We start from the raw sequence: 11,045 nt of genomic DNA on the forward strand, positions 1-11,045 counted from the left end.
GGGGCGGACGCTTGCCGGGGGCGGTGGAAGGGGGGCCAGCCCCCCGTCCCTGCGGGACTCCCCCCGGGATATTTGAACCAGAGTGATGGGCAGTCGGGACAGCCCCCGGGACGCCGGTCGATGAGGGCGTATCCATTTCGGTCCTTCAGGCTGGGATACGTCAGGAGGCGGCCGAGGCAAGGCCGGAGGTGCCACAATGTTGTCCTATGCCGCCGGATTTGGAACCGGACTGTCATTGATCGTCGCCATCGGGGCGCAGAATGCCTTTGTCCTGAAGCAGGGGCTGATGCGGCATCATGTGTTCTGGGTCTGCCTGTTCTGCGCGGCCTCCGACGCGTTTCTGATCCTGCTGGGGGTCACGGGCATGGCCCGCATCCTGACAGCGGCGCCCATGCTGGCCGAGGTGATGCGCTGGGCCGGGGCAGCGTTCCTGGTTTGGTATGGTGCGCGGTCGTTTCGCTCTGCCTGGCGGGGGGGTGAAGCTTTGCGGCCCGAGGGAGACGGGAAAACCCTGGGCCGGACGCTTGCCGTGATCGCGGCGCTGACCTGGCTCAACCCGCATGTCTGGCTGGATACGGTCGTGCTGCTGGGGGCGGTGTCCGCGGGTTGGCCGGATCCGCTGGTCTTCGGCCTTGGTGCCATGACCGGATCGTTCCTGTTCTTCTTTGCCTTGGGTTATGGCGCCCGGTTGCTGGCGCCGGTCTTTGCCCGACCCCGTGCCTGGCAGGTGCTGGAACTGGGGATCGGCATCGTGATGTGGTCCATCGCCCTGACCCTGATCGTGGATTGAGCTTGCGTCCCGCTGACAAAGCAGTCCAACTGCACATCATGCAAATGGATGCGCAGACACGCCGCGATCTTGCGGGAATCGGATGGATGCTGGTGACGGGCCTTTGCTTCGTCGCGGTGAACGGCATCGTGCGCAGCCTGGAAGGCGCGGTGCCTGCCGCGCAGGCGGCCTTTATCCGCTTTGTCTTCGGTCTGCTTTTCGTGGGTCCCTTGGTCGTCCCGGCGCTGCGGGCCGGGTTTCCGGCTCGGATCTGGAAGCTTCTGTCGGTGCGGGGGGCGCTGCATGTCCTGGCGACGGTGGCCTGGTTCTATGCCATGTCGCGCATCACCGTGGCCGAGGTGACGGCCATCGGCTTTCTGAACCCCATCGTCGTGACCGTGGGTGCCGCGCTGTTCATGGGCGAACGTCTGGCCGCGCGGCGGATCATGGCGGTCGGCGTGGCGCTGATGGGCGCGCTGATCGTGCTGCGGCCGGGCTTGCGAGAGCTGGATCCGGGGCATCTGTCGCAGATCCTTGCCTCGATGGCCTTCGGGGCGTCCTATCTTGTCGCCAAGCGTATCACCGAACATGTGTCGCCCGCCGTCGTTGTCGCCATGCTGTCGCTGACGGTGTCGATCGGGCTTGCGCCGCTTGCCTGGGCGGTCTGGGTGCCGCCGACCTGGGGGCAGGTGGCCTGGCTGGGTCTGGTCGCGGTCTTTGGGACGGCGGGCCATTACAGCATGACTCGCGCCTTTGCGGTCGCGCCGATGACCGTGACGCAGCCGGTCACCTTCCTGCAACTGATCTGGGCCAGCCTTGTCGGCGTCTTCATCTTCCACGAGCCGCTGGACGGCTGGGTGATCCTGGGCGGCGGGCTGATGATCGGGGCGATCTGCTATATCACCTGGCGCGAAGCGCGGCAGCGTGCGCGTGCAAGCGCCACTGTCGTCGCGACCGCCGCCGAATAGGCATGAAAAAAACCCGCCGCGCGGCGCGCGGCGGGTTTCGATCGGTTCAGGCGATCACATCCCGGAATACAGCGGGAAGCGTGCGCAAAGCTGGGCGACCTCGGCCTTGACCTTGGCCTCGACGGCGGCATTGCCACCCTCGCCATTGGCAGCCAGGCCGTCCACGACCTCGACGATCCAGCGGGCGATCTGGCGGAACTCCTCCTCGCCGAAGCCGCGGGTGGTGCCGGCCGGGGCGCCCAGGCGGATGCCCGAGGTGACGAAGGGCTTTTCGGGGTCGAAGGGCACGCCGTTCTTGTTGCAGGTGATATGGGCGCGGCCAAGGGCAGCCTCGGTCGCCTTGCCGGTCACGCCTTTCGGGCGCAGGTCAGCGAGGCAGAGGTGGTTGTCCGTGCCGCCCGACACGATGTCGATGCCGCCCTTCATCAGCTCGTCCGCCATGGCCTGGGCGTTCTTCACGACCTGCGCGGCATAGGCCTTGAACGAAGGCTGCAGCGCCTCGCCGAAGGCCACGGCCTTGGCGGCGATCACATGCATCAGCGGGCCGCCCTGAAGGCCGGGGAAAACCGCGCTGTTGATCTTTTTCGCGATGTCGGCGTCGTTGGTCAGCACCATGCCGCCGCGCGGACCGCGCAGCGACTTGTGCGTGGTGGTGGTCACCACATGCGCGTGCGGGATGGGCGAGGGGTGGACGCCGCCCGCGACCAAGCCCGCGATATGGGCCATGTCCACCATCAGGTATGCGCCCACTTCGTCCGCGATCTTGCGGAAGGCGGCCCAGTCCCAGACGCGGCTGTATGCCGTGCCGCCTGCGACGATCAGCTTGGGCTTGCTTTCCAGGGCCTTCTGGCGGACTTCCTCCATGTCCAGAAGCTGGTCCTGCTGGCGCACGCCATAGCTGACGACGTTGAACCACTTGCCCGACATGTTCACCGGCGAGCCATGGGTCAGGTGGCCGCCCGAATTCAGGTCCAGGCCCATGAAGGTGTCGCCGGGCTGCAGCAGCGCCAGGAACACGGCCTGGTTCATCTGGCTGCCGCTGTTCGGCTGGACGTTGGCGAATTCGCAGTCGAACAGCTTCTTCGCCCGCTCGATCGCCAGGGTCTCGACGATATCAACATACTGGCAGCCGCCGTAATAGCGCTTGCCCGGATAGCCTTCGGCATATTTGTTCGTCAGGACCGAACCCTGCGCTTCCAGAACCGCTTTCGAGACGATGTTCTCGGATGCGATCAGTTCGATCTCGTCACGCTGGCGGCCCAGTTCCTGGGTGATGGCCTTGGCGATCTCGGGATCGCTGTTTTGCAACGTTTCGGTGAAGAATCCGGTTTCACGGGTCGGGGCGTTCATGGTTCGCGTCCTTATCGTTGGGCCAAGGGGCGGCGGTTCGGCGATGTCATACCCCAGGGTTGACGGTGCGGAAAGGCACAAATGCGGCAGAAGTCCGGGACAGGTGCGACTTGCCGTGGATGCGGCGGGGCTTGCATTGCCGGGGGCTGCATCGGATGCTGCCCGCGGACGGGAACAGGGGCACCATGACGCCAAAGATCCATTTCACGGCAAGCGAGGCCGAGATGGCCCAGCAGGCGCTGCCGGTCCTGTCGGCACTCTACGGCACGGTTGATCTGGACCGGGCCGATGTGGTCGTGGCCCTTGGCGGCGATGGCTTCATGCTGCAGACGCTGCACAGCCTGACAGGGCGGGGGCTGCCGGTCTATGGCATGAACCGGGGAACAGTGGGCTTCCTGATGAACGGCTTTGCCGAGGGAGGGCTGCTGGAACGATTGGACGCCGCCGAGGAAACGGTCATCAACCCCTTGCGAATGCGCGCTTTCGGCGCAGATGGTTCCGTCCACGAGGCGCTTGCCATCAACGAGGTTAGCATGTTGCGCGAAGGCCCGCAGGCGGCCAAGTTGCGCATCCATGTGGACGGACGGATGCGGATGGAGGAACTGGTCTGCGATGGTGCATTGATTGCCACCCCGGCAGGTTCGACGGCTTATAACTATTCCGCGCATGGGCCTATTCTTCCAATCAATTCCGAGGTTCTGGCCTTGACGGCCATTGCGCCCTTCCGGCCCCGTCGGTGGCGCGGCGCGCTGCTGCCCAAGACGGCCCAGGTCGAAGTCGAGGTGCTGACGCCGGAACGCCGCCCCGTCATGGCCGATGCGGATTCCCGCTTTGTCCGCCATGTCGTCCGCGTCCAGATAAGCAGCGCGCAGGACGTGCGCCACCGGCTGCTGTTCGACAGCGGGCATGGGCTGGAGGAACGGCTGCTGCGCGAACAGTTCGTCTGATCCGGGCTGGAAGCGCGGAGCGATTTCTGATTGAAGATGGCCGACATCAAGGACGGCCCGCCATGACCCTGCATATCGACCTGCAAGCCATTGTCGCCAATTGGAAGGCGCTTGCCGCCAAGGCCCCCGGTGCCCGCACCGCTGCCGTGGTCAAGGCCGACGCCTATGGCCTGGGCGCCGCCCGTGTTGCGCCCGCGCTGTACGCGGCCGGGGTGCGGGATTTCTTCGTGGCCCTGGCGTCCGAGGGCAGGGCGCTGCGCCCGCATCTGCCCGACGATGCCCGCATCAATGTCCTGTCCGGGCATATGGAGGGTGCGGACCTGACTGGCCTGGTTCCCGTCCTGAACAGCCCGGAACAGTTCTTCCGCGACCGCGCCATGCGTCCCGGCAGGCCCTTTGCGATCCAGTTGGACACCGGCATGAACCGCCTGGGGATGGAGGCCGGCGAATGGGCGGCGATCCGGGCCGAAGCCCTGTCCGCCAAACCTGATTTCATCATGTCGCACCTTGCCTGCGCGGATGAACCGGACCAGCCGGCCAACGCCATGCAGCTTGCGGCGTTTCGGGCCATGACGGAGGGCTGCGATGTCCCGCGCTCGCTGTCGGCGACCGGGGGCATCCTGCTGGGCCCGGACTATCACTTCGATCTGGTCCGCCCCGGCATCGGCCTTTACGGCGCGTTGCCCTTTGCGGATGCGCAGCCGGTGGTGCGCCTGTCCCTACCGGTGATCCAGACGCGCATCGTTCAGCCGGGCGAGTTCGTGGGCTACAGCGCGACCTGGACGGCGGATGCCCCGCGCCGCATCGCCACGGTTGCGGCGGGCTATGCCGACGGCATCCTGCGCTCGATCTCCTCCAGCGGCGCCAGCCTTTATGCGGCGGACACCGCCTGCCCGATCGTGGGCCGGGTGTCCATGGACCTGATCACCGTGGATGTGACCGGACTGGCGGACGTGCCGGGGGAGCTGGACCTGATCTGCCCGGAACAGCCTGTGGACCGGCTGGCGGATCATGCAGGCACCATCGGATACGAGATCCTGACCTCGCTGGGCCACCGCTACGACCGGACCTGGCGGTGAACCCAGTCCGCTTGATCGGCCGCGCCGCGCTGTCGCTGACACGCGGCATGGGTGCGGTGACCCTGTTCACCCTGCGCGGGCTGTTCCGTCTGCGGCCGTTCCATGGGCGCGCATTCGGGGCGCAACTGGTGCAGATCGGCTGGCTATCGCTGCCCGTGGTGGGATTGACGGCGCTGTTCACCGGCGCGGCGCTTGCCTTGCAGATCCATTCGGGCGGCGCGCGTTTCCAGGCCAGCGACGTGGTCCCCGCCATTGTCGCCATCGGCATGGTGCGGGAACTTGGCCCGGTCCTGGGCGGGCTGATGGTCGCGGCCCGCGTCGCCAGTTCCATCGCGGCCGAGATCGGCACGATGAAGGTGACCGAGCAGATCGACGCCCTTGTCACCCTGTCCACCGACCCGATGCGCTGGCTTGTGACGCCCCGCCTGTGGGCGGCGATGCTGACGGTGCCGGTTCTGGTCGGCGTGGGCGACATCATCGGCATCATGGGCGGCTGGCTGGTCGGCACGCAGTCGCTGGGGTTCAATTCCACCGCCTATCTGGCAAACACCTCAGCCTATCTGGAACGCTGGGACGTGGTGTCGGGCCTGCTGAAGGGCGCGGTCTTCGGCCTGATCGTGGCGGTCTGCGGCTGCTGGTTCGGCATCCATTCCGGGCGCGGCGCGGCGGGGGTCGGGCGGGCCACCAAATCCGCCGTGGTCGCGGCCGCCGTGGGGATCCTGGCCGCGAATTTCGTGCTGACGGGGCTGTTCTTCGAATGATCCAGGTCAGCGGTCTGCGCAAATCCTTTGGCGGCAAGCCGGTGCTTTCGGGCGTCGATCTGGCCGTGGGGCAGGGCGAAAGCCTCTGCGTCATCGGCCAGTCGGGCACCGGAAAGTCGGTGCTGCTGAAATGCATCCTGGGTTTGACCACGCCGGATGCAGGGCAGATCCTGTGGCAAGGGCGCCCGCTGGACCGCAGGACGCGTCCCGCCTTCATGGGCCGCTTCGGGATGCTGTTCCAAGGCGCCGCGCTGTTCGACAGCCTGACCGTCTGGCAGAACGTCGCCTTTCGCTTGCGCCAGCGCATGCCGGATGCCCAGGCTCGCGCCGTCGCCATCGAAAAGCTGGCCCGTGTCGGCCTGGGGCCGGAAACGGCTGACCTGATGCCTGCCGAACTGTCTGGGGGAATGGCCAAGCGGGCGGGGCTGGCGCGTGCCATCGCGGACGACCCGGCGGTGATCTTTTTCGACGAACCGACGACGGGGCTCGATCCGATCCGCGCGCGGCGCATCAATGACCTGATCCGGGGCATCGTGACGGAAACCGGTGCCACGGCGATCACCATCACGCATGACATGGATTCGGTGCGGGCCATCGGCGACCGGGTGGCGTTGTTGCAGGAAGGCCGCATCGCCTGGGAGGGCCAGGTTCCCGCGATGGATCACGCGGCTCCTCTTGCGGGGTTTCTTGGCAACACCCCGCCACTATGACCTTGTGCGAATCCCCTTCGAACTCCACCTTTAGATCAAGATGCCTGACCAGGAGAAAGATTTGGGCCTTACGCCTACGCCCCCCGTCGCGACCCCTTCAAGCGAAACCCTGCTGGAATTTCCCGATAACCGGCTGCTGATCGACCTGTGCGGTGTGAACGACCGGCACCTGGCCCGGATCGAGGAGGCGCTTGGTGTCCATATCCTGCGCCGCGGAAACCAGCTTGCCGTGGTGGGCACCCCCGAGGCGCAGTCCGAGGCCGCCCTGTTGCTGCGTGGGTTGTATGCCCGTCTGGAACAGGGCCGCCCGGTGTCGCTGGCCGAGATCGACGCCGCCTTGCGGATGGGCATGGACGACGCGACCCCCCCGACGCCCGCCGAACAGATGGAGATGTTCGCGGCCGGCGATTATGAACTGCGCACGCGCAAGAAGTCCATCGAGCCGCGCACGGACGCGCAAAAGGCCTATGTCCGGTCGCTGTTCCAGAACGAACTGGCCTTCGGCATCGGCCCGGCGGGCACCGGCAAGACCTACCTGGCCGTGGCCGTGGGCGTGACCATGCTGATCGGCGGGCATGTGGACCGCATCATCCTGTCGCGTCCCGCCGTCGAGGCGGGCGAGCGTCTGGGCTTTCTGCCCGGCGACATGAAGGAAAAAGTCGATCCCTATATGCAGCCGCTTTACGACGCGCTGAACGACTTTCTTCCCGCCAAGCAGATGCAGAAGCTGATGGAGGAAAAGCGCATCGAGATCGCGCCCCTGGCCTTCATGCGCGGGCGCACCCTGTCCAACGCCTTCGTGGTTCTGGACGAGGCGCAGAACGCGACCACCATGCAGATGAAGATGTTCCTGACCCGCCTGGGCGAGGGATCGCGCATGGTCATCACGGGCGACCGTACCCAGATCGACCTGCCGCGCGGGATCCATTCGGGCCTGGTCGATGCCGAACGCATCCTGGACGGGGTCAAGGGGATCAGTTTCAGCTATTTCACCGCCAAGGACGTCGTGCGCCACCCGCTTGTCGCGCGGATCATCGAGGCGTATGACACCGAGGATGCTGCGGCCCTGGCGCGTGGCGAATCAGAAGGACCGCGCGGACAATACGCACCCCGCCGGGCAATGCGAGGCGATGCCTGACGACATATCCACCGATTGCGTCATCGAGGATGACCGATGGGAGACCCTGGGGCTTGAAGCCTTGGCCGAACGCGCCGTTGCTGCCGCGCTGATCTGGCATGGCATCGGCGGCGAGGTCGTGGTCATGGGGTGCGACGATGCCCGCATCGCGGCGCTGAACGCCGATTTCCGCGGCAAGCCCCGCGCGACCAACGTTCTGTCCTGGCCCTCGGTCGAACACCTGCCGCATGAACCCGGCGCCACGCCCGAACTGCCGGACGAGGACGAACTGGGCGACATTGCCATCGCCTATGACACCTGCCTGGCCGAAGCCGAGGCGCAGAACAAGCCCGTCGCCGATCACGTCATGCATCTGCTGGTCCATGCGACCCTGCATCTGCTGGGCTATGACCACATGAACGATGCCGACGCGGAAACAATGGAAGCCGCCGAGCGTTCAATCCTGGCGGGCCTCAATATTCCCGATCCTTATCACGAGAAGGTCTGATGAACTCCGAGTCTCGATTACCCGGCCACCCCCTTGGTGCCGATGCCGCCTCCGAGGCGGACGGCATCGGAGGGGAGGGACGGGATCTTCCCAGTTCGCGCGGTTTCCTGGGGCGGTTCTTCGATGCCCTGAAAGGCGCGGACGATGACGCGGACGACGGCGACAGGCCTGCCCCCGTCGTGCCCGGCATGGTCAACCTGCGGCGCATGCGCGTGGACGATGTCGCGGTCCCCAAGGCCGAAATGGTCGCCGCGCCCGAGACAAGCAGCCTTGACGACCTGGTCGTGCTGTTCCGCGAACACGGCTTTTCCCGCCTGCCCATCTATGACGAGACGCTGGACAGCCCCTTGGGCATGATCCATCTGAAGGACCTGGCGTTGAAGCACGGGTTCGGCCAGGGGGGCGACTTCAATCTGCGCCCCATGCTGCGGCCCCTGCTGTATGTCCCGCCGTCGATGCCCATCGGCGTTCTGTTGCAGCAGATGCAGCAGAAGCGCATCCACATGGCCCTGGTGATCGACGAATACGGCGGGGTGGACGGCCTTGTCACCATCGAGGATCTGATCGAACAGGTCATCGGCGAGATCGAGGACGAGCATGACGAGGCCGAGGGCAGCCTGTGGGTGGTGGAAAAGCCCGGGCAGTGGCTGATCCAGGCCCGTGCCCCAGTCAACGATGTCGAGACGGAAACAGGGTTGATCCTGACCGGCGAGGACGAAGATGAGGACATCGACACCCTGGGCGGGCTGATCTTCGTGCTGGCGGGTCACTTGCCCGCACAGGGCGAGGTGATTCCGCATGCCTCGGGCGCCGAATTCGAGGTAGTCGATGCCGATCCGCGCCGCATCAAGACGGTGCGACTGCGCCTGCCTGCGGCGGTCATGGCCGACAGTGTCCGGCCTGTTCATATCCCGCAAGCCGTGCCCGGCGAGAAAGGCTGATCAGGCCGCGTCTTGGAACAGGGCCAGGGCTGCCGACAGGAATGCCCTACGCCGTTCGGGGATGCACATCATGATTTCATGCCGCGCCTCCGGGAACTCCAACAGGCGCGCATCCGGCCATCGGGCAATCCGGTCGCGGATCGCCATGGGCGAGACGACCTTTTCCTGCCCGCCCAAGGTGGCAAGGGCGGGAAGATCGGGCGACGGCATCCGGGCCAGGCGGCTGCATTCGTTCAACGCTTTGCCCACCCAGTCGAAGCTGGCCCCGCCCAAGGTCATGTCGGGCCAGGCCGCCGCCTGGCGGACCATCCGGCACCATTCGTCGGCATCGGTGGTCAGCAGGTTGGCGTTGAAGCTTTCTTCCACGACGTATGTTTCCAGGGCTCCGCTGCCCGGCGCGGGACGTCCGCCACGCCCCAGCCGCCCGGCCAGATAGGCCATGCCCACGGCCACCCCGTGCGGCATCTGGCGAAGGTTGATCCCCCACATGGGGGCCGAAAACGCCGCTGATGCGACCGGAAGACCCTGATGAAGAGCCGCCAGCCCGATGCAGCCGCCCATCGAATGGGCCAGCAGGTGCCATGGTCTGGGAAGATCGCGTTCCGTGGCGGCAGCGACCATTTCCACCACATCGCGCTGATAATCCGCGAACTGGCCCACATGGCCCAGCCGCGCATCGGGCAAAAGGCGGTCCGACATCCCCTGGCCGCGCCAGTCGATCGCCAGCACATCATATCCAGCGTCGGTCAACGCGGCGGCGATGCCTGCGTATTTTTCGACATATTCGGTGCGGCCGGGAAACAGCAGGATGCTGCCCCGGCTGTCAGATACGGCCGCCCAATGAGCAAGCCGCAGCGTCACACCATCATCGGCCTGCACCCAGAAGGCCTGCGCAGGGCCAAAAGGATCGCCCGGCAGTTGCCTGAAGGGTGCGGCCTTGCCGCGCATCGCGATCAGGACAGGGCTTGGCCCAACTGCATGGCGACGCCCATCGACCCGTCGATCTTCAGCTTGCCGGTCATGAAGGCGGTGGCGGGGTTCACGCTGCCGTTCAGGATGCCTTCGAAGGTGTCGCGATTGGCGAACAGCGTCACCTCGGCTTCTTCGTCGCCCGCGCGAACGCCGTTCTCGTCGATCATGATGGCGCCCTCATCCTCGATTACGAACTTGGCGGTCGAACCGAAGCTGCCGATCTTCTGGTTCAGTTTTTCGACGGCGGCATTCACAACATTGCTCATTTTCAGGTCTTTCCTTCGGTTGGGCTGGCGCCCGGCAGACGGGCTGGTTAAGATCCATGATATGCGCCCGGATTGCCACATTTTCCATAATGTCGTCGCGGCAATCCGCCATCGAATAGCTACGTTTTTCCTTATTTGTGCGACATTTCTGTTTGCAGGGGGCCTGGCTGCACAGGATCGCCCCGACATGGAGGAACTGTTTCGCCGTCTGGCCGAACCGCAGGGCGAAAGCTGGCGCATTGCCGAATCGGATATCCTGCGCGAATGGTCCAAGTCGGGGTCCGCCGCGATGGATGTTCTGCTGCAACGGGGGGAAAAGGCCCTGGACGATGGCGATCCCGCGACGGCCCTGGGCCATCTGACAGCCCTGACAGATCATGCCCCGGATTTCGCGACGGGATTTCAGGCCCGCGCCGCCGCCTATGCGGCCCTGGGCCAGTTCGGCCCCGCCATCAGCGACCTGGCGCGGGCGCTCCAACTGGAACCTCGTCATTTTCCCGCGCTGACGCAATTGGGCTTCATGCTGGAGGAAACGGGCGATATCGAACGCGCCCTTGCCGCCTATCGCGCAAGCCTGGCGATACATCCCCACCAGCAAGAGGCGATTGATGGCGCGGCGCGTCTGGAACGCCAGCAAGACGGCACCGATATCTAGCC

The 11,045-nt window shown here is 65.7% G+C and carries 13 protein-coding genes; 10 read left to right on the plus strand and 3 right to left on the minus strand.

Features of this window, described 5'->3' with window-relative positions; all coding sequences use genetic code 11:
• The first annotated feature begins 196 nt into the window (after window positions 1-196).
• Complete coding sequence (locus CK944_RS00545) at window positions 197-790, plus strand: LysE/ArgO family amino acid transporter (protein WP_103171075.1); 594 nt, start codon at window positions 197-199, stop codon at window positions 788-790.
• 38 nt (window positions 791-828) lie between these two features.
• Window positions 829-1,737, plus strand: a complete 909-nt coding sequence (locus CK944_RS00550) for a DMT family transporter (RefSeq protein WP_239985926.1) — start codon at window positions 829-831, stop codon at window positions 1,735-1,737.
• A gap of 54 nt (window positions 1,738-1,791) precedes the next feature.
• On the opposite strand, the gene glyA is transcribed toward CK944_RS00550, so the two are convergent.
• Complete coding sequence (glyA, locus tag CK944_RS00555) at window positions 1,792-3,087, minus strand: serine hydroxymethyltransferase (protein WP_103171076.1); 1,296 nt, start codon at window positions 3,085-3,087, stop codon at window positions 1,792-1,794.
• Between the two features lie 155 nt (window positions 3,088-3,242).
• Between glyA and CK944_RS00560 the strand changes: the two genes are divergently transcribed.
• The 7 genes from CK944_RS00560 to CK944_RS00590 all read left to right on the plus strand — a co-directional run bounded on the left by CK944_RS00560 (window position 3,243) and on the right by CK944_RS00590 (window position 9,150).
• Entirely contained in the window at window positions 3,243-4,034 is a 792-nt protein-coding gene (locus CK944_RS00560) for an NAD kinase (RefSeq protein ID WP_103171298.1), read from the plus strand.
• 62 nt (window positions 4,035-4,096) lie between these two features.
• Window positions 4,097-5,113 carry an alanine racemase gene (gene alr / locus CK944_RS00565; RefSeq protein WP_103171077.1) on the plus strand — a complete coding sequence of 339 codons (1,017 nt, stop codon included), beginning with the start codon at window positions 4,097-4,099 and terminating at the stop codon, window positions 5,111-5,113.
• Entirely contained in the window at window positions 5,110-5,874 is a 765-nt protein-coding gene (locus tag CK944_RS00570) for an ABC transporter permease (RefSeq protein ID WP_103171078.1), read from the plus strand. Before alr ends, CK944_RS00570 begins: the two co-directional genes overlap by 4 nt.
• The gene (locus tag CK944_RS00575) at window positions 5,871-6,584 is read left to right on the plus strand and encodes an ABC transporter ATP-binding protein (RefSeq protein ID WP_103171079.1); all 714 of its coding nucleotides are present in this window, start codon (window positions 5,871-5,873) and stop codon (window positions 6,582-6,584) included. Before CK944_RS00570 ends, CK944_RS00575 begins: the two co-directional genes overlap by 4 nt.
• A gap of 61 nt (window positions 6,585-6,645) precedes the next feature.
• On the plus strand, window positions 6,646-7,722 hold the full coding sequence (locus tag CK944_RS00580; protein WP_229665184.1) for a PhoH family protein: 1,077 nt from the start codon (window positions 6,646-6,648) through the stop codon (window positions 7,720-7,722).
• Window positions 7,715-8,209 (plus strand): rRNA maturation RNase YbeY, encoded by a 495-nt coding sequence (gene ybeY / locus CK944_RS00585; RefSeq protein WP_103171081.1) that lies wholly within the window; start codon window positions 7,715-7,717, stop codon window positions 8,207-8,209. The genes CK944_RS00580 and ybeY overlap by 8 nt, the downstream gene beginning before the upstream one ends.
• A complete protein-coding gene (locus tag CK944_RS00590) occupies window positions 8,209-9,150 on the plus strand; it encodes a hemolysin family protein (protein ID WP_103171082.1) in 942 nt (313 codons plus the stop codon). The genes ybeY and CK944_RS00590 overlap by 1 nt, the downstream gene beginning before the upstream one ends.
• Here CK944_RS00590 and CK944_RS00595 read toward each other — a convergent pair whose 3' ends face one another.
• Both CK944_RS00595 and CK944_RS00600 read right to left on the minus strand, forming a co-directional pair.
• Window positions 9,151-10,098: an alpha/beta fold hydrolase gene (locus CK944_RS00595; protein WP_103171083.1), complete on the minus strand. Its 948-nt coding sequence runs from the start codon at window positions 10,096-10,098 to the stop codon at window positions 9,151-9,153.
• A gap of 5 nt (window positions 10,099-10,103) precedes the next feature.
• A complete protein-coding gene (locus tag CK944_RS00600) occupies window positions 10,104-10,388 on the minus strand; it encodes an SCP2 sterol-binding domain-containing protein (protein WP_103171084.1) in 285 nt (94 codons plus the stop codon).
• A gap of 187 nt (window positions 10,389-10,575) precedes the next feature.
• On the opposite strand from CK944_RS00600, the gene CK944_RS00605 reads away from it, so the two are divergent.
• The gene (locus CK944_RS00605; RefSeq protein ID WP_239985928.1) at window positions 10,576-11,043 is read left to right on the plus strand and encodes a hypothetical protein; all 468 of its coding nucleotides are present in this window, start codon (window positions 10,576-10,578) and stop codon (window positions 11,041-11,043) included.
• Window positions 11,044-11,045 lie beyond the last annotated feature (2 nt).

Origin of the sequence: Paracoccus sp. SY (assembly GCF_002901215.1) — a bacterium.
Classification (GTDB): Bacteria; Pseudomonadota; Alphaproteobacteria; order Rhodobacterales; family Rhodobacteraceae; genus Paracoccus; species Paracoccus acridae.

Coding starts and splice junctions, on each gene's coding strand:
- CK944_RS00545 (WP_103171075.1), top strand. CDS start 197: ATGTTGTCCTATGCCGCCGGATTTGGAACCGGACTGTCATTGATCGTC.
- CK944_RS00550 (WP_239985926.1), top strand. CDS start 829: ATGCAAATGGATGCGCAGACACGCCGCGATCTTGCGGGAATCGGATGG.
- glyA (WP_103171076.1), bottom strand. CDS start 3,087: ATGAACGCCCCGACCCGTGAAACCGGATTCTTCACCGAAACGTTGCAA.
- CK944_RS00560 (WP_103171298.1), top strand. CDS start 3,243: ATGCTGCCCGCGGACGGGAACAGGGGCACCATGACGCCAAAGATCCAT.
- alr (WP_103171077.1), top strand. CDS start 4,097: ATGACCCTGCATATCGACCTGCAAGCCATTGTCGCCAATTGGAAGGCG.
- CK944_RS00575 (WP_103171079.1), top strand. CDS start 5,871: ATGATCCAGGTCAGCGGTCTGCGCAAATCCTTTGGCGGCAAGCCGGTG.
- ybeY (WP_103171081.1), top strand. CDS start 7,715: ATGCCTGACGACATATCCACCGATTGCGTCATCGAGGATGACCGATGG.
- CK944_RS00590 (WP_103171082.1), top strand. CDS start 8,209: ATGAACTCCGAGTCTCGATTACCCGGCCACCCCCTTGGTGCCGATGCC.
- CK944_RS00595 (WP_103171083.1), bottom strand. CDS start 10,098: ATGCGCGGCAAGGCCGCACCCTTCAGGCAACTGCCGGGCGATCCTTTT.
- CK944_RS00600 (WP_103171084.1), bottom strand. CDS start 10,388: ATGAGCAATGTTGTGAATGCCGCCGTCGAAAAACTGAACCAGAAGATC.
- CK944_RS00605 (WP_239985928.1), top strand. CDS start 10,576: ATGGAGGAACTGTTTCGCCGTCTGGCCGAACCGCAGGGCGAAAGCTGG.